Source organism: Flavobacterium sp., assembly GCF_031423415.1.
GTDB lineage: Bacteria > Bacteroidota > Bacteroidia > Flavobacteriales > Flavobacteriaceae > Flavobacterium.
Map to the genome: position 1 here is coordinate 1 of NZ_JANPFL010000002.1, position 23426 is coordinate 23426.

22 protein-coding genes, 1 other RNA gene and 1 pseudogene are annotated in these 23426 nt (G+C 34.5%); 12 read left to right on the forward strand and 12 right to left on the reverse strand.

The features are described from left to right. Nucleotides 1-133 precede the first annotated feature (133 nt). The 4 genes and pseudogenes from RMO83_RS00335 to RMO83_RS00350 all read left to right on the forward strand — a co-directional run. Nucleotides 134-754: a hypothetical protein gene (locus RMO83_RS00335; RefSeq protein WP_310557679.1), complete on the forward strand. Its 621-nt coding sequence runs from the start codon at nucleotides 134-136 to the stop codon at nucleotides 752-754. Nucleotides 755-902: 148 nt separating this feature from the next. Continuing rightward, complete coding sequence (locus tag RMO83_RS00340) at nucleotides 903-1721, forward strand: hypothetical protein (RefSeq protein WP_310557680.1); 819 nt, start codon at nucleotides 903-905, stop codon at nucleotides 1719-1721. A 129-nt stretch (nucleotides 1722-1850) separates the two neighbouring features. Continuing rightward, nucleotides 1851-2723 carry a hypothetical protein gene (locus tag RMO83_RS00345; protein WP_310557681.1) on the forward strand — a complete coding sequence of 291 codons (873 nt, stop codon included), beginning with the start codon at nucleotides 1851-1853 and terminating at the stop codon, nucleotides 2721-2723. Between the two features lie 36 nt (nucleotides 2724-2759). Continuing rightward, nucleotides 2760-3059: pseudogene (locus tag RMO83_RS00350) on the forward strand (argininosuccinate lyase); the annotation flags it as partial. Between the two features lie 88 nt (nucleotides 3060-3147). Here the strand turns inward: RMO83_RS00350 and ytxJ are convergent. Next, nucleotides 3148-3552 (reverse strand): bacillithiol system redox-active protein YtxJ, encoded by a 405-nt coding sequence (gene ytxJ, locus RMO83_RS00355; protein ID WP_310557682.1) that lies wholly within the window; start codon nucleotides 3550-3552, stop codon nucleotides 3148-3150. Nucleotides 3553-3706: 154 nt separating this feature from the next. Between ytxJ and clpB the strand changes: the two genes are divergently transcribed. Beyond that, entirely contained in the window at nucleotides 3707-6337 is a 2631-nt protein-coding gene (gene clpB / locus RMO83_RS00360; RefSeq protein ID WP_310557683.1) for an ATP-dependent chaperone ClpB, read from the forward strand. Nucleotides 6338-6425: 88 nt separating this feature from the next. On the opposite strand, the gene RMO83_RS00365 is transcribed toward clpB, so the two are convergent. Beyond that, nucleotides 6426-6845 carry a hypothetical protein gene (locus RMO83_RS00365; protein WP_310557684.1) on the reverse strand — a complete coding sequence of 140 codons (420 nt, stop codon included), beginning with the start codon at nucleotides 6843-6845 and terminating at the stop codon, nucleotides 6426-6428. Nucleotides 6846-7661: 816 nt separating this feature from the next. Here RMO83_RS00365 and RMO83_RS00370 point away from each other — a divergent pair. Next, nucleotides 7662-7862 (forward strand): hypothetical protein, encoded by a 201-nt coding sequence (locus tag RMO83_RS00370; protein ID WP_310557685.1) that lies wholly within the window; start codon nucleotides 7662-7664, stop codon nucleotides 7860-7862. Beyond that, entirely contained in the window at nucleotides 7863-8135 is a 273-nt protein-coding gene (locus RMO83_RS00375) for a type II toxin-antitoxin system YafQ family toxin (RefSeq protein WP_310557686.1), read from the forward strand. Nucleotides 8136-8389: 254 nt separating this feature from the next. On the opposite strand, the gene RMO83_RS00380 is transcribed toward RMO83_RS00375, so the two are convergent. The 6 genes from RMO83_RS00380 to ffs all read right to left on the reverse strand — a co-directional run bounded on the left by RMO83_RS00380 (nucleotide 8390) and on the right by ffs (nucleotide 14725). Continuing rightward, nucleotides 8390-9349: an aldo/keto reductase gene (locus tag RMO83_RS00380; RefSeq protein ID WP_310557687.1), complete on the reverse strand. Its 960-nt coding sequence runs from the start codon at nucleotides 9347-9349 to the stop codon at nucleotides 8390-8392. Nucleotides 9350-9653: 304 nt separating this feature from the next. Next, nucleotides 9654-11948 carry a beta-glucosidase BglX gene (gene bglX, locus RMO83_RS00385; protein WP_310557713.1) on the reverse strand — a complete coding sequence of 765 codons (2295 nt, stop codon included), beginning with the start codon at nucleotides 11946-11948 and terminating at the stop codon, nucleotides 9654-9656. A 54-nt stretch (nucleotides 11949-12002) separates the two neighbouring features. Further along, nucleotides 12003-12281 (reverse strand): hypothetical protein, encoded by a 279-nt coding sequence (locus RMO83_RS00390; protein WP_310557688.1) that lies wholly within the window; start codon nucleotides 12279-12281, stop codon nucleotides 12003-12005. Nucleotides 12282-12937: 656 nt separating this feature from the next. Then, nucleotides 12938-13594, reverse strand: a complete 657-nt coding sequence (gene fsa, locus RMO83_RS00395; RefSeq protein ID WP_310557689.1) for a fructose-6-phosphate aldolase — start codon at nucleotides 13592-13594, stop codon at nucleotides 12938-12940. A 72-nt stretch (nucleotides 13595-13666) separates the two neighbouring features. After that, nucleotides 13667-14470, reverse strand: a complete 804-nt coding sequence (locus RMO83_RS00400) for an SDR family oxidoreductase (protein ID WP_310557690.1) — start codon at nucleotides 14468-14470, stop codon at nucleotides 13667-13669. A 157-nt stretch (nucleotides 14471-14627) separates the two neighbouring features. Then, nucleotides 14628-14725: signal recognition particle sRNA small type (gene ffs / locus RMO83_RS00405), an RNA gene on the reverse strand. Between the two features lie 88 nt (nucleotides 14726-14813). Between ffs and RMO83_RS00410 the strand changes: the two genes are divergently transcribed. Beyond that, complete coding sequence (locus tag RMO83_RS00410) at nucleotides 14814-15863, forward strand: glutaminyl-peptide cyclotransferase (protein WP_310557691.1); 1050 nt, start codon at nucleotides 14814-14816, stop codon at nucleotides 15861-15863. 57 nt (nucleotides 15864-15920) lie between these two features. Here RMO83_RS00410 and RMO83_RS00415 read toward each other — a convergent pair whose 3' ends face one another. Both RMO83_RS00415 and RMO83_RS00420 read right to left on the reverse strand, forming a co-directional pair. Further along, nucleotides 15921-17033: a lactonase family protein gene (locus RMO83_RS00415; protein WP_310557692.1), complete on the reverse strand. Its 1113-nt coding sequence runs from the start codon at nucleotides 17031-17033 to the stop codon at nucleotides 15921-15923. 186 nt (nucleotides 17034-17219) lie between these two features. Next, entirely contained in the window at nucleotides 17220-17522 is a 303-nt protein-coding gene (locus RMO83_RS00420) for a hypothetical protein (RefSeq protein WP_310557693.1), read from the reverse strand. A gap of 150 nt (nucleotides 17523-17672) precedes the next feature. On the opposite strand from RMO83_RS00420, the gene RMO83_RS00425 reads away from it, so the two are divergent. The 4 genes from RMO83_RS00425 to RMO83_RS00440 all read left to right on the forward strand — a co-directional run bounded on the left by RMO83_RS00425 (nucleotide 17673) and on the right by RMO83_RS00440 (nucleotide 22099). Then, entirely contained in the window at nucleotides 17673-19601 is a 1929-nt protein-coding gene (locus tag RMO83_RS00425) for a BatA and WFA domain-containing protein (RefSeq protein WP_310557694.1), read from the forward strand. A 30-nt stretch (nucleotides 19602-19631) separates the two neighbouring features. Beyond that, a complete protein-coding gene (locus tag RMO83_RS00430) occupies nucleotides 19632-20897 on the forward strand; it encodes a dihydroorotase (RefSeq protein ID WP_310557695.1) in 1266 nt (421 codons plus the stop codon). A gap of 117 nt (nucleotides 20898-21014) precedes the next feature. Continuing rightward, nucleotides 21015-21347, forward strand: coding sequence for a hypothetical protein (locus tag RMO83_RS00435; protein WP_310557696.1), 333 nt, complete (start codon nucleotides 21015-21017; stop codon nucleotides 21345-21347). Nucleotides 21348-21457: 110 nt separating this feature from the next. Continuing rightward, entirely contained in the window at nucleotides 21458-22099 is a 642-nt protein-coding gene (locus RMO83_RS00440; RefSeq protein WP_310557697.1) for an alpha/beta fold hydrolase, read from the forward strand. Nucleotides 22100-22156: 57 nt separating this feature from the next. Here the strand turns inward: RMO83_RS00440 and RMO83_RS00445 are convergent, their stop codons facing one another. Both RMO83_RS00445 and RMO83_RS00450 read right to left on the reverse strand, forming a co-directional pair. Then, nucleotides 22157-22612: a tRNA (cytidine(34)-2'-O)-methyltransferase gene (locus RMO83_RS00445; protein ID WP_310557698.1), complete on the reverse strand. Its 456-nt coding sequence runs from the start codon at nucleotides 22610-22612 to the stop codon at nucleotides 22157-22159. Between the two features lie 62 nt (nucleotides 22613-22674). Then, on the reverse strand, nucleotides 22675-23271 hold the full coding sequence (locus RMO83_RS00450; protein ID WP_310557699.1) for a pseudouridine synthase: 597 nt from the start codon (nucleotides 23269-23271) through the stop codon (nucleotides 22675-22677). Nucleotides 23272-23426: the final 155 nt, after the last annotated feature.

A 23426-nucleotide genomic window follows, 5' to 3' on the forward strand; every position in this document is an offset into this window, starting at 1 on the left:
TCTTAAAACTTCAATATTTGAAAAAATATTTTTCTAAATTTCAAATATTGAGTTCTACAAAGAACACTAAAAAACAAGCAAAACAGTTGAAATGCTTATAAATAGTAGCTTTTCAAGTTTTTATCGGACAACAATGATTAAAAACATACTTCTAGAATTAAAAGACTTACAAAAAGAGAGCCTTGAAAATAAAGATAGACAAAAAAGCATCGCTAAAGTTTTTCAAAACATTAAATCTTATTCTATAAACATTGATCCTTCACTAGATTTTGGCGAATTAACTGCAGAATATCATCGTCTCATCAAAAACACTATAAAAAATCATTTTAAATCCGCAAGTGAGCAAATAAAGCAATTTAAAAAAAATAAAAACTTCGAAAATTGTGGAATAGTTATTCTAAATACAGGTTTAAATAGCCTTCCGCATAAATTATTCAAGAATATGGTAAAGGACATTTTGGATAGAGAAACCATTACAATTGAATTTGCATTTATATATACGCAAAAAATGCAAACAAATGGTTGGAATATGACATCCGTATTTATTAGTGAATGGCTTGGGAAAGTTCCAAAGGAAATTGAAGATATAAAACGCGAATTCGATGAAATCATAAACATTAAAATGTCAGAGATGATTACTAAAAATAATAGCAAAAATGTTTTAGAATCACAGAAACCAATTTCCTTTGAAATAAACGACAAAATCTTCTTTTGGAATCCTGGACAAATTAAATTCCCGTGGGAACAAAATTAACAGCCTGCTCTTGTGGATTTGCACTAAAAATATTGATAATATAAGTATGTAGTCCAAAGGCAGCATATGCTATGCAAGTGATTAAATCCTTAAGTCAGATAATTCTACAAAAAACAAATATCTAATAATTCAAAAAAAATTAACCAAAATGAAAAATTACTTTTTATGTGTCGTATTTATCTTAACTACAGTTAGTTGTAAAAACACAACTACAAATTTTGAACCCGCTATTACCGAAAATAGCCCTGCAACATCAAAGAATGAATTATTTAACGATAAAACAGATGAGAATTTAACACTTGAAATCGAAACAGAACCACAAATTCCAGAACTTCCGCAATCTTTAAGCAAATTCAGTATGGATGAGGTAAAAGATATTTATTTTTACTTATGGGTTGAGCGATGGAACAATGGCGGTAAACTTGGAACAACTGGACCATATTATTCTCAAGTCGCTGAACAATTAAATATTCCTGTGTCAATTCTTAAAGAAATAGATTTATATTATAGTGAATCAGTAGAACCAATATTGAAAGAACACACAAATAAACTTTTTGAAAACTATCCAAATTTTAAAACTGATTATTATGATTCTTTTGGCCCCAGTGCCTATTGTGGTCTAAATACTCTAATGGGTGGTATTGTTATTTATGGGCAAAAAAACAAAACTAATTTCACAAAAGAGGGGTTAAAAATTGCAGAAAAGTTAGTTCTCAACTTACCTGAATGGTACACGGGTTGTAAAATAAATACCGTTGCCTACAAAGACACAATTTTAGAGACCGAGGGCGACATCAATATTGGTTTTTTATGGCAAAGAGGTCATAAAATTAAAATTATGGATAGTAGAACAGGAACATACGGCTTTGAAGATCCTGAACAAAATTACAATTGGCATACACCAGGATGGAATAATCAAAAGAGAATAGATTACCCAAAGCGCCACCAACTGCATAATGGCAAGTAAATACTGATTACATTGGATAGCTTAGCAAACAAGAAAAAGTATTACATTTATACCTTTTAGGGGTGTCAAAGTTCGTTGGTGGTATTTATAAGTTAGGCGTAAGTATAATAAAATCAGAATACTTAGGGTATGAAATTAGATGAAATATTTGATGAATATATTCTTAAATCGGAACAGCTTATTTTAGCTAAAAGATCTATAAATGAAATTGCTGTGAATGAAATAAAAAGATTGCATCAAAAAAAAGAGAAAGAGCAAGACGTAACAGGAAATAAAAATTCTACTCACTCTGTTGACTTCTTTTTAATTCAAGATATTAAAAGTGGTGAAACTATAAGATATAAAAATATTAGAAGCACCGTAGATGAAAATATTAAACAAATAGTGCTCCATAAAAACAAGCAATACCAATGGATTTTAACCGAATCTTTTGAAATATTTAGAGAATATCTAATAAAGTCTTACGCGTATTTAGGTTATAAAGATAAAAATATTTGGCAGCTCAAGGATTATGGGAGTATTGTCTTATCTGAACTTGAAAGCAAGGATTATTCATTCTTTTTAGAACAGGCAAAAACAAAAAAAGATATACCTGATAGCATACTGACTAAATTTAGAAATGTTTTTCCTGAATACAAAAATCTAGAGATTTGTAATAAATTAGAAAAAAACTTACGATTTGAAATAAATGTAATAGAACATTTTCGACATATAATAGTTCATTGCGGAGGTCAAACAACAGAAAAAGAAATATTAATAGAAAAGATTTTAAAAAAATCAGGTTTATGGAATAATGGAAAATACGATAAAGAAAAATATGATTTTATATCTTCGTTCTTCCCACTCAAAGAATCTAATGATCTCATTATTCTTTTGGAGATTGAGTTAAATAATAAAGATGGATTTCCTAATAAATATGATGATATTTTGTATAATTTAATTAGTTCACTAACTAGCATTTCTTATTTGATTTTTAATGAACTAAAAGCAATAACGAAATAATAACAGCACCCGCTATCCGTTCCCTGACCTCTAAGATTGTTTCCAGCGATTCAAAACCTAAAAGCTTGTTTGGATATTGCCATTTTTTCCATCAAAGACATCAAGGTAAAAGACAATATTCTTGCCGACAAAAAATACGATTACCTATTTACAGTCGATACTTTAAATGAAATGGTTGTAGCAGGAATGCCGTTTAGAGATGCTTACAAAGCTGTCGCCGCACAACTAGAAAACGGCACTTTTGAATCGCCAAAAGAAACCAAACATACACACGAAGGAAGTATAAACAACCTTTGTTTAGGGGAAATAAAAGCGAAAATGAGATTGGCATTTTAAAAACAAAAAAATAAACCGAAAATTTGCAAATTAGATTTATTTTTTAATTTGCGAATTTGCGGTGACTTTTTTTAGAAACTAGAATTATTTACAATTTCCCTTTCAACTCCCCAACATCTATATCACTGTGCGAAACATCATAAACGCATTTTCCTTCTTTAATCAACAACAATTGTGGCGATTGATGATACACTCCAAAACGATTCGCAATTTCATTTGAAATATCGCGATGCTCTAATAAATCCAAGAAATAAAATAAAACGTTATTTTCAGTAAAGACGTTGCATTGCAACGTCTCTGCCTCAAATTGTTTCAAAGCGGTACGACTAACGATACAACGCGTACTATGTTTAAAAATTACAACCGGTTTTTCGTTTGAAGAACTAGTAATTTCATCCAACTGACCAAAATCAGTCAATGGAATCCAATTGATTTTAATGTCCGAGCAATTCTGATTCCCTGCTTTTCCAAAAATATTATCAAATACACTCATTTTGTCTTTATTTAAGTCATTTTGTCGTTCCTAATTACTTTATCTTCAGTCATAATGTCGTAACTTTAGGGATGGAATACCTTTTGACGATTATTTGACGAAGTTAGTCAAATAACTACAAACAAAAAACTACAAACTACAAACAATAAAAAAAATGAACATCAATAAATTTACCATCAAATCGCAGGAAGCCATTCAGCTTTCACAGCAATTGGCGCAAAGTTTTGGACAACAACAAATAGAAAACGAACACATTCTCAAGGCTATTTTCGAAGTCGATGAAAATGTAGCACCTTTCATTTTGAAAAAACTGAATGTCAATGTTCCGTTGTTCCAACAAATTTTAGACAGCACCATACAAAGCTTTCCCAAAGTTTCTGGTGGCGAAATTATGCTATCCAGAACAGCAAATTCAACACTAAATGAAGCCGAAATTATTGCCAAAAAAATGAATGATGAATTCGTTTCGATTGAGCATTTAATCCTAGCTATTTTTGGTTCCAAAAGCAAAGTCGCCCAAATCCTAAAAGACCAAGGCGTAACCGAAAAAGGTTTGAAAGCAGCCATCGACGAACTCCGAAAAGGCGAACGAGTTACCTCCGCATCTGCAGAGGAAACCTATAATGCTTTAAACAAATACGCCAAAAACCTCAACGAATTAGCCCGAAACGGAAAACTCGATCCCGTTATTGGTCGTGATGAAGAAATTCGTAGAGTGTTGCAAATTTTAACGCGTCGAACCAAAAACAACCCAATGTTGGTGGGTGAACCTGGTGTTGGTAAAACCGCCATCGCCGAAGGTTTAGCGCATCGAATTGTAGATGGTGACGTTCCTGAAAATCTGAAAGACAAAATTGTTTTTTCATTGGATATGGGAGCTTTGATTGCCGGAGCAAAATACAAAGGGGAATTCGAGGAACGTCTAAAATCAGTCGTGAAAGAAGTTACCGCTGCCGAAGGTGATATTGTGTTGTTCATTGACGAAATTCACACGCTGGTGGGGGCTGGCGGTGGCGAAGGCGCGATGGATGCCGCCAATATCCTGAAACCGGCTTTGGCACGTGGCGAATTGCGTGCTATCGGCGCAACAACATTGGACGAATATCAAAAATACTTTGAAAAAGACAAAGCACTCGAAAGACGTTTCCAAAAAATAATGATTGAAGAACCCGATACCGAAAGTGCGATTTCCATCCTTCGAGGCATCAAAGATAAATATGAAACTCACCACAAAGTACAGATAAAAGACGATGCCATTATTGCCGCTGTCGAATTATCACAACGCTATATTACCAACCGGTTTTTACCCGACAAAGCCATCGATTTGATGGACGAAGCGGCTTCTAAAATTCGAATGGAAATCAATTCTAAACCCGAAGAATTGGATGTTTTGGATCGAAAAATTATGCAATTGGAAATCGAAATTGCAGCCATCAAAAGAGAGAAAGACGAAACCAAACTCAAAATTTTGGGAATGGATTTGGCCAACCTCAAAGACGACCGCAACGAAGTCTTCACCAAATGGAAATCTGAGAAAGATGTAGTCGATAACATTCAAGCTGTAAAAACTGAAATCGAAGACTTCAAGTACGAAGCGGAACGTGCCGAACGCGAAGGCGACTACGGAAAAGTAGCCGAAATTCGTTACGGAAAAATCAAGGAAGCTCAGGAACGATTGGATGTCTTCCAAAAGCAATTAATAGAAAATCAAATTGGTGGTAGTTCTTTAATCAAAGAAGAAGTTACCCGCGAAGACATTGCTGAAGTCGTAGCCAAATGGACAGGAATTCCAGTGATGAAAATGCTGCAAGGCGAAAAAGAAAAACTCTTACAGCTGGAAGAAGAATTACACAAGCGCGTCGTGGGTCAGGAAGAAGCAATCGAAGCTGTGAGCGATGCCGTTCGCAGAAGCCGCGCCGGATTGCAAGATATGAAAAAACCTGTGGGAACTTTCCTTTTCTTGGGAACAACTGGTGTTGGAAAAACCGAATTGGCAAAAGCCTTGGCCGAATATTTATTTGATGATGAAAATGCGATGACACGAATCGATATGAGCGAATACCAAGAACGCCACAGTGTGAGCCGATTGGTAGGTGCGCCTCCGGGATATGTAGGTTATGACAAAGGCGGGCAATTGACCGAAGCCGTCCGAAGAAAACCCTATTCTGTGATTCTGTTGGACGAAATTGAAAAAGCGCATCCAGATACGTTCAACATCTTGTTGCAAGTTTTGGACGAAGGACGTTTGACAGATAACAAAGGCCGTCTAGCCGATTTCAAAAACACGATTATCATTATGACTAGCAATATGGGAAGCCAGATAATTCAAGAGAAATTCGATAATTTAGGCTTTGGAAAAAAAGGAAGCCCCGACGCTTCGGGGGAAGCCGCTACCGAAGCCGCCAAAGCAGAAGTTTTAGGCTTATTGAAACAAACTGTTCGCCCAGAATTCATCAATCGTATTGACGAAATCGTGTTGTTTACGCCTTTGACCCATGCTAATATTGCGCAAATCGTAGGCTTGCAATTGAAAAGTGTCAAAAAAATGCTGGCACTACAAGGCATTACTTTGGATGCCACACCAGAAGCGATTGATTATCTTTCTGAGAAAGGCTATGACCCGCAATTTGGTGCTCGACCGGTAAAACGAGTAATTCAAAGAGATGTGCTCAACCAATTATCGAAAGAGATTCTCTCAGGAACCATAACTACAGATAGCATCGTTTTGATTGATGCTTTTGATGGGAAATTGGTGTTTAGGAATCAGAGTGATGTAGTTAATTAAGTGAGTATCTCAAATAAAAAAGACTTCATAGTTTTAGAAACTTGTGAAGTCTTTTTTATTTTATGTCTAATAATGATTAGATAAAAATCTAAAAACAGCTTGATTCATAATCTTTAATCAACTCTATAACTCCTATTTCTCCATTAATTTTCAATTCTTTGTTTTCAACCTTTTCTAATACGCTTGGACAATCAGTTATTTCTCGAGTAATAACTTTTTTAGAGATAAGTCTTCCTAATCCCATTGCCTCAATAAATGAATTCTTGCCATTGTTTGGTCTCACAATTACATAAAAATTTATAGCTGTATATCCCGGTTTTATTACTTTTAATAATTTTAATTTATTAGAATACATTAAAAATCCAAATAATCTGTCTTCTAAGTTAATAAATTCAACTACTTTTCCATCATTAGTAAATCTAAAAGATTTAATCTCATTAGGAGAAAACACTTTTTTTTCACCTTGCAAATTAAAAACAACTAATTTTTCTTGTAAATCTAAGACCATTGAATTTTCAAAGTCATAACTCCTTTTTAATCCATATTCTTTTATGGTATCATTTTACTTTGTTACAATTTCTAGTTTTACACTTTGACTAAAAATTTCGAGTGTCAAAAAAAACAAAATAAGAGTATAATGTGTTCTTTTCATAAAATTCAATTTATAAATTATGTGATTTAAATATGACAAATCTAATAGTTCTATTTAAGAAATTAAGAAATAAATAAAATTTTTATTTTTTAATTTATTCAGATTTGAGCAAACCTTCATCATCGTTTTAATTGATGCTTTTGATCAGAAATTAGTCGTTTGGAATCAGAACAAGTCGGTTCTTTAATCAATGATCATCTGTTCAAGTTCTCTATTAAAAAATGCGACAAGCTTTAATATTAAAAACCATTTGAAGAGACCACTAAATGGGCTTAACTTAATACGATTGCAATCGTACCAAACAATAAAGTCAAAAACCAAATGAAATCATTTGGCTTTTTCGCAAAAATGAAGAGCTCTTAACTTCTGTCTCTTAACTTCTTTCTGCTATTTGATAATACCAAGCTCTTCGAAGTGTTCCTCAAAAGCCGTGGGGCTCTGCGAAGTCTCCCGACTTCGCACCCACAACTATAAAAAGCTACAACTTTAGCAACTTGTTTTTCGGCTTGTGTTTATTGCTTATTGAATTAGCTAAAAAGTCTGGTCTTCGCAGGCAGAAGTGGTTACAAAATATAAAGCAACAATAGCAGTCGAAGGGTATTCTAAATGCTTTTATCACGGTTTTTAAGTTTAAAATATTTTATATCTTTGTAGTATTAAAAAATTACTGGTATGGCCACAATAACACTATCTTATGATGCTCGTAACGTTATCGCAAAAAAAACCATTGCTTATATACTCTCGTTGGGCGTTTTTAAAAATGCTGAGAAACCTCGTTACAACTCCGAAACCGAAAAAGCAATACAAGATGCTCGGTTAAGAAAAACAACCCCTTTAAGTTTAGATGACTTTAGAAAACAACTGTATTCCTAAATGTATAATTTAGAGCAAACAGGAAAGTTTAAAAAAGATGTTAAACTTGCCAAAAAGCGAGGTTTAAATATGGAACTCCTTGACGAAGTGGTTACAACCCTTGTGATTGAAGGCAAACTTCCAATAAAACATAAACCTCATATTTTAAAAGGTGATTATAGCGGTTTCTGGGAATGCCATATACAACCAGACTGGTTACTGGTTTGGGAGCAAAACGAAACTATAAAACTTATTACACTTACAAGAACAGGAACTCACAGCGACTTATTTTAGTTACTTTTTTAAAACCCGATGTCCTAGATAAACAACAAATATTCTCCTGCACGATAGCGGATTTGCAGCCCGGACGTCCTATATCTGCACTAAATATTCGTCCGTTCGCTGTCGCTTGGGTGCAACCTACGCCCATCAACGAGGGCAAACCATAATTTAAATTCCAATTAAAATGGGCACAATTTGCATCCCGAAAGCTTTCGGGAGCGCTAACAATTTTGAAAATCTTTGATAATACTGAATAAATTTCAATTTCACATCGATGCCAAAACAGCTTCAATCTTATCCAATTCTGTTTTAGTAAAATCGATATTCCCTAAGGCGTCAATATTGTTCTGCAATTGTCTCACTGAGCTGGCGCCAATCAAGACTGAGGTGATTCTATTGTCTTTGAGCAACCAAGCCAACGCCATTTGAGCCAAAGACTGGTTTCTACTTTGAGCGATGTCATTCAACGCCACGATTACCTTAATTTTTTCTTCGGTAATGTGTTCTGGTTTTAAAAATTCGGCTTTGGAGGCTCTAGAATTTTCGGGAATTCCATCTAAGTATCTATCCGTCAAAAGTCCTTGTGCCAGTGGTGAGAAGGCGATGCAACCAATTCCGTTATCTTCCAAAACATCAAGCAAACCTTCTTCGGGCGTGCGCTCAAACATCGAATATCTCACTTGATGGATCAAACAAGGTGTTCCCAATTGTTTTAGAATCGCTGCCGCTTCGGCAGTTTTCTCTGGATTATAATTGGAAATTCCCGCATATAAAGCTTTCCCGCTGCGAACCGCATAATCCAAAGCCATCATCGTTTCCTCTAGTGGTGTCTCGGGATCAAAGCGATGTGAATAGAAAATATCAACGTAGTCTATATCCATTCGTTTCAAACTTTGATCTAAACTCGACAACAAATACTTCCGTGAGCCCCAATCACCATAAGGTCCAGACCACATTCCGTAACCCGCTTTGGTAGAAATCACGATTTCATCTCGCAAATTTCCCTGGAAATTATTTTTTAGGATTTTACCAAAATTTGTTTCCGCCGAACCTGGAATTGGTCCGTAATTATTGGCTAAATCAAAATGGGTAATTCCTTTATCAAAAGCGGCGACGGCAATACTTTCTGCATTTTCGAATGAATCTACCGAACCAAAGTTATGCCATAATCCCAAGGAAATCTGTGGTAATAATAAACCACTCTTTCCACATCTATTGTATTTCATTTGAATAATTTAAAATGGTACTAATATATAACACGAATTTCACAAATTTACACTAATTAACCCGCTGGGTGCAATTATTAAATTTTCAGAAATAAAAAATTCAAACACATAGAATCATAGAAAAAAGATTAAGATAGACCAATTCTTGGTTTTCACATAGCCTAACGTATTCTAAAATTAAGTGAAACGACTAATAAAAATCAACAAAACTATGCTTCTATGCGTTTAAAAGAATAAAATTGAATTATATCCAACGGGTGCTAATTAATTAGTACAACCTTGCGAAATTCGTGACTCTAATTTTTTATTTCAACTCAAAACCACTTTCCAAACCTTTGTCAGAGCTTCCTCCTACCATAATTTTGAAAGTTCCCGCTTCTATCAAATAATTACCTTCATTGTCAAAGAAACCTAGTTCTTTTTCGGTCAAAGTCATTGTAACGGTTTTGGTTTCGCCTTTTTTCAATTCGATTAATTCGAAACCTTTCAATTCTTTTACGGGTCGCGCTAAACTGCCAAACTCATCGTGTAGGTACAATTGAACCACTTCTTTTCCGTCATAATTTCCAGAATTTGTCACTTCAACCGAAATTTTTACAGGTTCTCCTTTGGCGAAAGCCGCTTTGTTGATTTTTAAATTATTATAGGTAAAGGTCGTATAGCTCAATCCGAATCCAAATGGGAATTGCGGCGTTTTTTCCACATCAGAATAATGCGACCAAAACACGTTTTTCTCGGAATTAAAAGGTCTTCCTGTACTAAAGTAGTTGTAATAAATTGGACATTGACCTACATTTCTAGGGAACGACATTGGCAGTTTACCACTTGGGTTATAATCGCCATACAACACTTGAGCGACAGCATTGCCCGTTTGCGTTCCCAGTTGCCAAGCTTCAACAATAGCCGGAATATGCTCCGCTGCCCAAGGCAATGCCAACGGTCTTCCGTTATTCAAAACCAAAACAATGTTTGGATTTACTTTGTAAATTTCTTCCAATAATTCTTGTTGCAAACCTGGAAAATCAAGATTGGTTCTGCTTCGTGCTTCACCTGATTGAAAACCGATTTCTCCTAAAACCATAACCACAATATCAGCATTTGCGGCAACTTTTTTGGCAGCATCAAAACCACTTTTATCTGTGGTATTAAAAACCACTTCATTAAGAAAAGAGGTTTTCTCAATGGTTAAATCAGCCCCTTTTTCAAAGGTCAATTTGTTACCTTTGTATTGTTGCATTCCTTCTAAAACTGAAACAGCAGTATTGTCATCAGCAGCAATCCGCCAACTTCCTAAGGGACTGTTTTTATCATTGGCTAACGCCCCAATTAACGCAATTTTTTGTCCAGATTTTTTTAGCGGTAGCAAATTATTATCATTTTTCAACAATACAATCGATTTTTTGGCCATATCCAAAACCCCATCATTATTGGCTTTGTTGCCAATAGTGGCTTTTTCTCTAACTTCATCACAATATTTATAGGGGTCGTCAAACAAGCCTAATTCAAATTTTACGCGAAGAATTCTGCGTGCCGCATCATCGACCAAAGTTTCTTTTACTTTGCCATCTTTAACCAATTTAACTAAATCATTAACATAGTTATATGACTCCATATCCATATCTGATCCAGCATTTATTGCTCTTTCGGTTGCTTGTGCTCCGTCTTTGGCATAGCCATGAAATACCATTTCCTTAATAGAACCCCAATCGCTCACAACAAATCCGTCAAATTTCCATTTGCCTTTTAGAATATCTCTTTGCAAAAAGCTATTTCCAGTTGCCGGAACACCATTGAGGGTATTGAAAGAATTCATAAACGTACGAATGCCAGCATCGTTTGCAGCTTTGAATGGTGGAAAAACCATATTGTACAGCGTTGAATTACTGATGTCAACGGTATTGTATTCTTTTCCGCCTTCAACAAAACCGTACGCAGCAAAATGTTTGGCGCAAGCCGCAATGGTATTGACTTTCAACAAATCAGCTTTTGTGTCTCCTTGAAAACCTTGTACTCTTGCAATAGCAATTTTACTTCCCAAAAAAGGATCTTCACCAGAACTTTCCATCACTCGTCCCCATCGTGCCTCGCGAGAAACATCAACCATTGGACCAAAAGTCCAATTTATTCCAGAAGCTGATGCCTCGTCAGCGGCAATTTGTGCCGAATTTTTGATTGCTTCCATATCCCAACTTGCAGCTTCTGCCAGCGGAATAGGACTCAAGGTTTTGTAACCGTGAATCACATCTAAACCAATAATTAATGGAATTCCCAAACGAGTTTCTTCAACAGCAATCTTTTGAACGGTGCGAACTTCTTTTACACCACGGACTGTTAGCATAGAACCGACCCATCCTTTGCGTAAATGTTCGTATTTCAATTCTGCATTTCCTCCTTTTGGCGCAGGACCTGTTACTTCCCAAAAACCATTATATTGATTCATTTGACCTACTTTTTCTTCAAGTGTCATTTGTTTCATCAACAAGTTAATACGCTCTTCAGTAGATTTTGTTTTGTCTAAATGAGGTCTTTGTTGTGCATTGATAATTCCAAATGCGTTTAGTACTAGCATTCCAGCGAAAACTAAATTTTTGTTAGTCATAATTATAGGTATTGAATTTGTCATTTTGGGATTTGTCAATTATTCTGTAATAAATCAAGAAGCAGGTAAATTGGCCTTGTTAAAAAGAGTTGATTGATCAGTGTTTTTCCAAGCAAACCTTATTTTCACAGGCAATTTTACTTTATCAGATTGAAAGACGACAGTATAGTTTTTAATTGTTGCTGCAGCTTGATGAAAAACACCTTCTTTTCCTGCATTTTCAAACTGATTAGCTTGAGAAAAAACTGTGATTTTAATTTCTGCATTCTGACAAGAACAAAGCAAGGAAAAAGTGAACAGTCCTATGTGAAGTAAAAATTTTCTAAAAATCATTTTAAATTAATTAAATTGCATTCTGTAAAAATAATGAATTTATATTTTTAGAAAAGATACAAAACTGTCAATTTTTAATCTAAAATAATCCCAAATAAATAATTTTAAAGGTGAAATTTATAAAAATATCAAAATAAACCTTAAAAAAGTCTAAACTTATTTTTTCCCGATAGTACAAAAACCCCTTTATAAAATAGGAACTAGATATTATTTCTAAGTATAAAGACTTGTTAGACTTTTAAAATCTCACAGGTCTTTTATAAAAATCGATAGGTTACTAATTCAAAATGAATTTTGATACTATCTTAATATTATAAAATAGGTTCAGCACCTTTATAAAGAACTATATTTTTCATTACAATTGTAATGACTTACAGATTTAAAGGAATTAAATGATGATAGCATTTCGAGATGAGTTTTCTTAAACCTTCAATAATGTTTTCTATTGTTATAATAGGTTTTAGTTTTAAAAAACCCTACTAAAATGATCATATTAAAAATTTTCCTATTACACTTTTCGGAAGCTAATTTTGTACCCCCAATTTGGAAAACTACAATAAAAAACCCAATAAATACTTTGATTTAATGGGTTTTAACTTTTTAGTAAAACAACTATTGGAAAAAAATCAAGGATGCGATTCAGTTTCCTAGTCTTTTTATTTATTTCCTTTTTCGAAATCAGCAACAAATTGAGCCAAACCAATATCTGTTAACGGGTGTTTCAGTAATCCATATATTGCTGAAAGCGGTCCAGTAATTACATCGGCACCAATTTTAGCACAGTTCACAATGTGCATTGTATGCCGAACCGAAGCTGCAAGAATTTGCGTTTCGTAACCATAATTATCATAAATATCTCTAATTTCTTGAATTAAATTTAAACCATCGGTCGAAACATCGTCCAGACGACCAATAAACGGAGAAACATAAGTGGCACCGGCTTTGGCTGCCAACAAAGCCTGACCTGCAGAAAACACCAAAGTTACGTTCGTTCTAACTCCTTTATCTGAAAAATATTTGGCGGCCATAACACCTTCTTTGGTCATAGGTAATTTCACCACAATCTGTTCGTGCAAATCGACTAATTCTTCTCCTTCTTTGACCATTCCTTCAAAATCCAACGCATTTACTTCAGCACTTACATCTCCATCAACGAGGTTGCAAATGTCAACATAATGTTTCAAAATATTGTTTTTCCCGGTAATTCCTTCCTTTGCCATCAAGGACGGATTGGTAGTTACGCCGTCTAAAACGCCTAATGCTTGTGCTTCCTTAATTTGAGCTAAATTTGCTGTGTCAATAAAAAATTTCATTGTAAAATATTTATAGTTAATTGTTTGCTTCTCCCGTTCACTTGGCTCGGGTGTTGTTTATAGTTGGTAAAATTACAATTTATAATGATTCATCAACATTTTTTCATAGACTTTATCAGGCAAAATTCGCTTTAAAACAATTGAAAACTTTTGCATAAAAACACCTACTTTATAATGAATTCGCGGACTTGGATTTTGAATGATTTTATAAACTGCTTCCCCCATTTCATTAGGATTACTGCCACTATTTACGTGTTCATCCATCAATTTCAGCGTGTTCCCATACGGAATTTCGTATGCCGAATCCTTGATTAAAGGCGCGTGAAACCGTCCCGAAGCAATATTAGTGACAAAATCTCCTGGAGCAACATTCGTAATCTGGATTCCAAAAGATTTGACTTCCATTCTCAAGGCTTCGGTGATTAATTCCAAAGCTCCTTTTGAAGCCGAATATACGCTGCGATACGGCAAACCCATATAACCGGCAATGGAAGTTATATTAATAATCAAACCTGATTTCTGGGAACGCATTTGTGGCAAAACGGCTTTCATCACTTCAATGGGTCCAAAGAAATTTGTTTCAAAATTATTCCTGATTTCGGCAGTTGGAATTTCTTCCAAAGGTCCTGTAATTCCAACACCAGCGTTATTAATTACGATATCAATTCGGCCAGAAACGGCAATGATTTTGGCCAAAGCCAAATGTATTGATTCAATATTTCGAACATCTAAAGCTACTAATGGGAAAATCGAGTTTAAAACTCCTTCCGGATTCCTACTTGTTCCATAAACAACAAAGCCTTTATGGTGCAAAAATTCGCCAATAGATTTCCCAATTCCCGAAGAACCACCTGTGATTAGAACTACTTTTTCCATTTTAGATTTAGGATTTTAGATTTTAGATTTAGGAATTGGAGGGATAAATAGGTCCAAAAATAAAAAAATCACGGCAAAAAGCGTGATAAAATGTAGAAAAGATTAGTAAAAACTCAGTTCGCTTCGCTCAGATGTTTTCAGTCTCAAAGGAACTAAAAAATGGCAAGCGACCTACATCGCACCGCTCAACCACGTACCCTTGCTATGTTCCCATCCTGGGGGATTTTGCAGGAGCTGGTCGTGTAGGACTTGCCGGGTGCAAATATACAATCTTTTTATATTTTTGCAAGAGTTTTGCACCTATAAAATATCGTTGTATATTGCATCATCAAAATTTTAATTTATGAGAAATTATAACTTCCTATTTATCATTTTATTAGGTATCACATTAACTAATTGTGGAGGTGCGAAAAAAGGTGAAAATACTTTATTTACTTTCGATGAGTCTCAGTTTAAAGAAAAATATGAATCCCAAGATGCTATGGAATTGGGAATTTTAAACGCCAATTCAAAAACCGTTGATAGTGTTGTTTATTATAATAACGATGTGAAAATTGGTTCGAAAAAAGGTCTTGCCAAATTAGTTTTCAATTTAAAAGACCAAAAATTAGGCTATCAGAACCTGAAAGCGGTGGTTTATTTCGAAGGTGAAAATTCAGAAGCTAGCACTCGAATTGAATTGGTTTCGAATGTCATACCTAAAGCCTTAAAATACACCATTGTAAATACTTATTCTCATGATACTGCATCTTTTACTGAGGGCTTAGAGTTTTACAAAGATACTTTGTATGAAAGTACAGGTTTAAAAGGCGCTTCCTATTTAAGAAAATACAATTATAAAACTGGTAAAATTTACAAACAAACAAATCTAGATCCTCAATATTTTGGAGAAGGCATTACAATTTTAAATGGCAAAATATATCAATTGACTTGGGAGGAAAAAACTGGTTTTATTTATAATGCTACTACTTGGAAATTAGAAAAAACCTTTACTTATGACAAAGATATAGAAGGTTGGGGAATGACCAATGACGGAAAATACATTTACCAAACCGACAAAACCGAAAAAATTTGGAGAATGGATCCTGCAACTCAAAAAATGATTGATTATGTAAATGTTTATTCAGGAAGTTTTAAGATAAAATCTATAAATGAGCTTGAATGGATTAATGACAAAATCTTTACGAATGTATGGCAAAAAGATTTAATTGCAGTTCTTGATCCAAAAACTGGTGCTGTTGAGGGAATTTTGGATATGTCAGGTTTACGAAAATTTATTACTGCTGCACCTACCGACTTTTTAAATGGTATCGCTTACAACCCTAAAACCAAAACCATTTTTGTCACTGGAAAAAATTGGGACAAAATGTTCGAAATCAAAGTTTCGGAATAATGTAAGAACGGCTATTCACCTTAGTACTCTCAATAAGAATAAAGAAATAGCGGGAAATTAAATATTAGTAAATACCAAACAAACAGGTGAACACAATTCTATCTTTGTTCCAGTTGCTGTGAGGCTTCCAGTTATTGCATCTCTTTTAAAAATCACAATGTCGTTGGTATATTGATGTCCTACCAAAAGAAAATTCCCTGTTGGATCAATAGCAAAATTCCGAGGGCCTTTTCCTAAAGTACTAGTCCTTTGCACAAAATCCAATTTTCCGTTTTTCAAAATCTTGAATGCAGAAATGTCATTAGCTGTTCCGCGATTGGTAGCATATAAAAACTTTCCATCTGGCGAAATATGAATGTCGGCTGCGCCAATATCTCCTTTAAAATCTGAAGCAACGACTCTAGTTTCGCTCACTTTATTCAAAATTCCTTTAGCGTAACTAAACGAAGTTATAGTTCCGTCTAATTCTTGCAAAACGTACACATATTTTCCATCTTTACTAAATATCAAATGTCTAGGACCACTTCCTGCTTTAACATCAAAACTGCTTTTTAGTTGTAAAACTTCTGTTGCCGAATTTGCATTATATTGATATGAATACACCTTGTCGGTTCCTAAATCAATGGCCAAAACATATTTTTTGTCTGGAGAAAAATACACCATATGAGCGTGAGCAGCTTCTTGTCGTTTGGCATTGATACTTTTTCCGGTGTGTTGCACTACTTGCTTCACTTCGCCAATACTTCCATCATTGTTTTTGCCCAAAATTGAAATAGTACCACTAGAATAATTAGCTGTAATTACGTTTTTTTCATCATTGATTATATAACAAGGATTCAGTCCGTTTGGGTTTTGATAATTAATAAAATCCAACTTTCCGCTTTTTGAATTGAATCCAAAAGCACTAACTGAACTTTTTTTATCGTTTTCGCTTACCGAATAAACAAATTTATTATCACTAGAAACCGCCAAATAACTCGGATTTATAATATTTTCGGTATTACTTTTAAGTTTAAAATCGCCAGTATTCGAATCGAATTCATAAACATAGATTCCTTTGCTGTCGCAACTTTTGGTGTAAGTACCAATTAATAGGTTGAATTTTTTCTCTTGTGCTTGCACTACAACAGTTGTAAAAATTAGTAATAAATAAAAATAGATTGGTTTCATTATATTTTGAATTTGTTATTGAATTTGTTATTGTGATTAAAATTGATATTGATATTGCTATTGCTTTTTATTCTCCAAAAGTGTTTTAGCAGAAATACTCGTAACCACTTTTTTGCCTGTTTTCGCTTCCAATTCTTTCAAGGCAACTTTAGCAACATTTCCGCCTTGTTGCGCTACTTTTCGACTTTACCTAAAATTCCTTGGGTTTACCGCTTGCGAAATATCTTTAGTCGAAGCTTCTGCTAACATATTCAAATCAGTAGCATATTTTTTACCATCTGAAGCTTCCATTTTCAGTTGTCGACAAATTGTCGATAACTCAATTCTTGAAAGTTTTTCACGTTTTTTCATCCGATACCAATAATCTTTAGGATCCAAACTATCTGTCAATACCTGAACTACATCTATAACCGAAAAATACCATTGCTCCCCTCTTTCATCCCAATGGGAACGCACTTTATTATTTTCAAATAATTTTATATCGCTCATAATTCTATTATTCTTTAATCAAGTTCAGTTGGTTACAATTTGTAACCATTTCTTTTATTTTAACATTCCATCCTTCAAATATAAACTAAATTTCAAGAAAATCTGAAATCCAATTTCTAAAATATAAATCAAAAATACTATCTTTGAAAAATGCAATTGAAACACCCGGAAATCCTCTACTATCTTTTCTCGTTGGTTATACCAATTCTGGTTCATTTATTTCAATTGCGACGTTTTAAAAAAGAATATTTCACCAATGTTCGTTTCCTTAGAGCACTTTCCATTCAAACCAGAAAGAGTTCCAAAATCAAAAAATGGTTGCTTTTAGCCACTCGATTATTATTGTTGACTTTTATCATTATTGCTTTTGCACAACCTTTTTTCAAGGCCAAAGATGCTAAAAACAGTTCCAACGAAATGTATATCGTTTTGGATAATTCCTTTTCGATGCAGGCCAAAGGTCAAAAAGGGGAACTACTGAAAAGAGCTGTCCAAGAATTACTCGAAAACACTCCCGAAAACCAAACTTTTTCTCTAATTACCAATTCGGAAACGTTTTGGAATACCGACATCAAATCCATTCGAACCGAATTACAAAACCTAAAATACAGTGCTTTGCCCTTTCAATTGGAAAGCGCGATGGCAAAAATAAAATCCAGAAAATCAGCTTTTAACAAAGATGTTGTCGTGATTACCGACGCTGTTGGATTGGAATCCAAACAAGTAAAAAGTATTGACGGCGATTTCAATACGTATTTCATTATTCCGGAAGCGGAACAAAAAAACAACGCTTCGGTTGACAGCGTTTTTATTCATCAAAATTTGGATGATTTTTATGAAATCGGCTTAAAATTATCTGCTTTTGGTGAAAAAGACAAACAGATCCCAGTGGCTTTATACAATCAAAACAAACTTATTGCAAAGACTCTGACGAAATTTGAAAGTAAGGAAAAAACAATCTATTTTACCATTCCGAAAAAGGACTTCCACGGTTATGTGACCATTACTGACAACGGATTAGAATACGACAACAACCTGTATTTCAGCATTTCTAAACCTAAAAAACACAATATAATAAGTATTGGGCAATCTGAAAAATCTAATTTTTTGTCTAGAATTTACACCGCTGGTGAATTCAACTTCAACAATTTTCCGATCGAAACTTTAGATTACAATGCACTCGAAAAGCAAAATACCATTGTCTTAAACGAACTGGATGAAATTCCGCAGGCCTTGCAAACCACTTTAAAATCTTTTGTGGAAAAAGGTGGAAATCTCGTTCTTATTCCATCAGCAAAAACTTCAACGGCAAATAGTAATCCGTTTTTGAAAATCTTTGGAGACATCCAATTCAAATCTTTAGAAAACAAAGAAAAACTTGTCACTAAAATTAACTTTAACCATCCTTTGTTTAATGGTGTTTTCGAAAACAAAATCAATAATTTCCAATATCCAAAAACAAAAACTTCCTTTGGAATTACAAGTCCTAATCCTGCCGTTTTGTATTTTGAAGACCAAACTGCATTTCTACTTTCAATCAATAACCCAATTTCTTCTGTATATGTTTTTGCTGCACCAATTAATCTGGAAAATTCTAATTTTCAACAGTCGCCTTTGATTGTTCCAACATTTTACAAAATGGGAATAAACAATCAAAATAATGGTACGATTGCACTAACTATTGGCAACAACAATCCGTTTTTGATTGATGCCACGTTGTCAAAAGACGAAATTTTAAAAATCCAAAACGAGACCGAAACCTTTATTCCAATTCAACAAATCCTGAACGATAAAGTAAAAATGACTTTTAATGATTTTCCAGAACAAGCCGGAAATTTTGGAATTTACAACCAAAAAGAACGTTTGCAAAACATCAGTTTCAATTACAATAGAACCGAAAGCGATTTGGCTCAAGCCAATGAAAATGTAATTTCTGACTATAAAACTATCGATTCTATTGAAACCGTTTTCGATACCCTACAGACCGGCCGAACCGACAATCAAATTTGGAAATGGTTTGTTATATTTGCATTGCTTTTTCTACTAACCGAAATGGCGATTATACGATTCGTAAAGTAAAAACGAAATTCAAATAATTATATAATTATTATGAACACAATCATCCGGGAAGCCAAAATTATTGACGCAGAAAGTCCTTTTCACAATCAAACCGTTGATGTTTTAATTGTTGAAGGCATTATCCAAAAAATAGGAACTTCACTTCCAAATACAGATAATTTCCACGAAGTAAAACTGGACAATTTACATATTTCCCAAGGTTGGTTTGACAGTAGTGTTTCTCTTGGAGAACCTGGTTTTGAAGACTGCGAAAACATAGCAAACGGATTGAATGTTGCAGCAAAAAGTGGCTTCACAGCGATTGCCTTGCAACCCAACTCCAACCCGATTATCGACAATCAATCACAGATTAATTTTGTAAAAAGCAAAGCCAATGGTTTTGCAACAGAACTATTCCCGATTGGTGCTTTGACCAAAGCAAGCGAAGGAAAAGATATGGCGGAATTATTCGATATGAAAAATGCGGGTGCAATTGCTTTTGGAGATTACAACAAGAGTTTGGATAACGCTAATTTGCTAAAAATAGCCTTGCAATACGTTCAGGATTTTGATGGTTTGGTCATTGCTTTCGCCCAAGATTCAAACATCAAAGGAAATGGAGTTGCGAATGAAGGCGCAGTTTCTACACGATTGGGATTGAAAGGAATTCCTAATCTTGCCGAAGAATTGCAAATCGCCAGAAACTTATTTTTATTGGAATATACCGGTGGAAAACTACATATTCCAACCATTTCAACTGCAAAATCAGTAGAATTAATTAAAGAAGCTAAAGCTAAAGGATTGAACATTACTTGCAGCGTTGCAGTACATCATTTAGTTTTAACCGATGAGAAACTGGAAAATTTTGACACCAGATGCAAGGTTTCTCCACCATTAAGAACAGAAACCGATAGACAAGCCTTACTGAATGGAATTCTGGACAATACGATTGATATGATTACAACCGACCATAATCCAATTGACATTGAACACAAAAAAATGGAATTTGATTTGGCAAAAGATGGGACCATTGGTTTAGAAAGTGCATTTGGTGCGCTGTTGACTGTTTTACCTTTGGAAAAAGTAATCGAAAAATTGACTGCCGGAAAAGCTACTTTTTGTCCCGAAATTTCGGGAGAATCACAAACCATTGCTGAAGGAAAAACCGCCAACATCAGTTTGTTCAATCCTGAAGGGCAACGCATTTTTACTGCTGAAAATATCTTGTCAAAATCTAAGAACTCCGCTTTTTTGGGAACGGAAATACAAGGGAAAGTATATGGAATTTTCAATCAGGGAAAATTGGTTTTAGGATAAAATTTAAACACCAAGTGCACGAAGAAGGCACAAAGAACACTAATAAATAATTATCTAAATAAACACTTTGTGAACTTCGTGTAAAAAACTTAGCGACCTTTGTGGTTAAATCAAAAAATGGAACGTAACAACATCGAAAAAGGAAAAACCGCAGCTATAACAAGCTACATATTAATCATTGGAGTTTTGATTGCGATGTCAATGAACACTGGAGAGGAAAAAAATTCCTTTGCCTCTTTCCACATTCGCCAAGCGTTGGGTTTGTCTATTACTTTTATTTCATTGGGATTGATCATCAGTAATTTTGATAGTCCAATGATTTCAGCATCGATGTGGGTTTTTGTATCTGTTTTATGGACTTTCGGCATTTTTAACGCTATCAATGGACAAACAAAACCAGTTCCGCTATTGGGAAATTATTTCCAAAAATGGTTTGCATCAATTTCTTGATTTTAGTCCCGAAGCTTGGGGAGCTGATTAACGATTTATGACCCGAGCGATAGCGAACTGGTGTAGCATTTCAGAAGGCAAAACCGATTACTATAAACTGAACACTTTTTATGAATCTATCACTAGAATATCTCGTAAGAGAACCCAAAACAAAGCTAGACAAAAATCCGCTTTTACTCCTTATTCACGGTTATGGCAGCAACGAAGAAGATTTATTTTCCTTTGCAGCGGAACTTCCGGGCGAATATTATATCGTTTCAGTACGTGCTCCATATACAATGCAATACGGGAGTTATGCTTGGTACGCCATCAACTTTGATGCAGACGAAAAAAAGTTTTCTGATAATGAAGAAGCCAAGACTTCTAGAGAATTGATTGCAAAATTCATCGACGAAATAGTTGCAAATTATGCCATTGATGCTACAAATGTGACCTTAATTGGCTTTAGTCAAGGTACGATTTTGAGTTATGCTGTAGCACTTTCGCATCCAGAAAAAGTGCAGAGAGTGGTGGCGATGAGTGGTTATATTAATCAAGATATTTTAGAAGAAAACTATTTAAAAAATACATTTTCGAATCTTAAAATTTTCACTTCTCACGGAACCGTTGACCAAGTAATTCCCGTGGAATGGGGACGAAAAGCAAAACCTTTTTTGGAGAATTTGGGAATCAACACAACTTATAAAGAATACCCAATTGGTCATGGAGTTTCACCGCAAAATTTTTATGATTTCAAAAAATGGTTGCAATAAACAAGTTACCATTGAAGGGTTTACTAACATTCTGTTTTAGTAGTTAGTTGAACAATGTTACCTGCCAAATAAAATCTGTCTCTTTGCCTCGCCAACCACAAACGCGACGGAATTCGCAACATTAAAACTTCGAATTAAATTTGACATTGGAATCGTTAAGTGATTGTCGAATCTAGCCATAACTTCGGGACTCAAACCGACGCTTTCTTTACCAAAAACCAACCAATCACCATCTTGAAAATCGGCTTCATAAATGGATTTTTTGGAATGAGAACTCATCAAAAAAACTCGAGATTTGTTTGGAATTTGACTAATCCATTCCTCAATATTTTGATATTCGGTTACATCTAGATGTACCCAATAATCCAAACCCGACCGCTTCAGGTTTTTATCATTTATTACAAATCCAAAAGGATGAATCAGATGCAATCGGCTTTCGGTACCTACACACAATCGACCAATGTTTCCGGTGTTATTAGGTATTTCAGGCTCAATTAGGACTACGTTTAACATAGAAAGGTTAGAAGTTAGAAGTTAGAAGTTAGAAGTTAGAAGTTAGAAGTTAGAAGTTAAAATTAAGAAATTAGAAGTTGCGAGCTAGGGATTGGAAAAAAAGCACCAACTTCTTTCACTTCTCCAGCTTGTAAATCATTTAAATGTACGTTTCCGATTCGAACACGTATCAATCTCAAAGTAGGAAAACCAACTGCAGCAGTCATTTTACGAATTTGACGGAACTTGCCTTCATTAACCGTAATAGAAGCCCAAGATGTTAGTCCGTGACGTTCATCTCGTATTTTTTTTCCTCTTGCGCCAAAAACTGGAATTTCATCAATTATGAAAGACTCACAAGGTTTTGTGTTATATTTTGTGCCATTGAAACCAATTTCAACTCCCTTTTTTATTTTCTCGATGGCCTCTTGCGTAATGATTCCATCAACTTGAACATAATATTCTTTGTCCACTTTTGTGCTTCGGACCATTTCACTCATTTTGCCGTCAGTGGTCAACAAAAGTAACCCTTCAGAATCTTCGTCAAGGCGACCGATAGCCATTGTTCCGAATGGAAAATCGTGTAATTCTCCTAAAAGATTTTTCTTTCGCTTCAACTCATAAATAAATTGACTTAGATAGCCGTATGGTTTGTGAAGGATGAAATGGTGATGTGACATAATCGCATTTTGACTGACAAAGATAGTATTGTTTTTAAAATATATTTCGAAGTTTTTGTTCTTAAAAAAAACGGACAGCGAAGCCAATCTATCAAACTTTAGTTCGTTTCTTTCGAATGTTTTTTTATGTATTCTAAATCCTTACAGTTGAATAA

Coding starts and splice junctions, on each gene's coding strand:
- RMO83_RS00335 (WP_310557679.1), top strand. CDS start 134: ATGATTAAAAACATACTTCTAGAATTAAAAGACTTACAAAAAGAGAGC.
- RMO83_RS00340 (WP_310557680.1), top strand. CDS start 903: ATGAAAAATTACTTTTTATGTGTCGTATTTATCTTAACTACAGTTAGT.
- RMO83_RS00345 (WP_310557681.1), top strand. CDS start 1,851: ATGAAATTAGATGAAATATTTGATGAATATATTCTTAAATCGGAACAG.
- ytxJ (WP_310557682.1), bottom strand. CDS start 3,552: ATGAGTGTATTTGATAATATTTTTGGAAAAGCAGGGAATCAGAATTGC.
- clpB (WP_310557683.1), top strand. CDS start 3,707: ATGAACATCAATAAATTTACCATCAAATCGCAGGAAGCCATTCAGCTT.
- RMO83_RS00365 (WP_310557684.1), bottom strand. CDS start 6,845: ATGGTCTTAGATTTACAAGAAAAATTAGTTGTTTTTAATTTGCAAGGT.
- RMO83_RS00370 (WP_310557685.1), top strand. CDS start 7,662: ATGGCCACAATAACACTATCTTATGATGCTCGTAACGTTATCGCAAAA.
- RMO83_RS00375 (WP_310557686.1), top strand. CDS start 7,863: ATGTATAATTTAGAGCAAACAGGAAAGTTTAAAAAAGATGTTAAACTT.
- RMO83_RS00380 (WP_310557687.1), bottom strand. CDS start 9,349: ATGAAATACAATAGATGTGGAAAGAGTGGTTTATTATTACCACAGATT.
- bglX (WP_310557713.1), bottom strand. CDS start 11,948: ATGACTAACAAAAATTTAGTTTTCGCTGGAATGCTAGTACTAAACGCA.
- RMO83_RS00390 (WP_310557688.1), bottom strand. CDS start 12,281: ATGATTTTTAGAAAATTTTTACTTCACATAGGACTGTTCACTTTTTCC.
- fsa (WP_310557689.1), bottom strand. CDS start 13,594: ATGAAATTTTTTATTGACACAGCAAATTTAGCTCAAATTAAGGAAGCA.
- RMO83_RS00400 (WP_310557690.1), bottom strand. CDS start 14,470: ATGGAAAAAGTAGTTCTAATCACAGGTGGTTCTTCGGGAATTGGGAAA.
- RMO83_RS00410 (WP_310557691.1), top strand. CDS start 14,814: ATGAGAAATTATAACTTCCTATTTATCATTTTATTAGGTATCACATTA.
- RMO83_RS00415 (WP_310557692.1), bottom strand. CDS start 17,033: ATGAAACCAATCTATTTTTATTTATTACTAATTTTTACAACTGTTGTA.
- RMO83_RS00420 (WP_310557693.1), bottom strand. CDS start 17,522: ATGAGCGATATAAAATTATTTGAAAATAATAAAGTGCGTTCCCATTGG.
- RMO83_RS00425 (WP_310557694.1), top strand. CDS start 17,673: ATGCAATTGAAACACCCGGAAATCCTCTACTATCTTTTCTCGTTGGTT.
- RMO83_RS00430 (WP_310557695.1), top strand. CDS start 19,632: ATGAACACAATCATCCGGGAAGCCAAAATTATTGACGCAGAAAGTCCT.
- RMO83_RS00435 (WP_310557696.1), top strand. CDS start 21,015: ATGGAACGTAACAACATCGAAAAAGGAAAAACCGCAGCTATAACAAGC.
- RMO83_RS00440 (WP_310557697.1), top strand. CDS start 21,458: ATGAATCTATCACTAGAATATCTCGTAAGAGAACCCAAAACAAAGCTA.
- RMO83_RS00445 (WP_310557698.1), bottom strand. CDS start 22,612: ATGTTAAACGTAGTCCTAATTGAGCCTGAAATACCTAATAACACCGGA.
- RMO83_RS00450 (WP_310557699.1), bottom strand. CDS start 23,271: ATGTCACATCACCATTTCATCCTTCACAAACCATACGGCTATCTAAGT.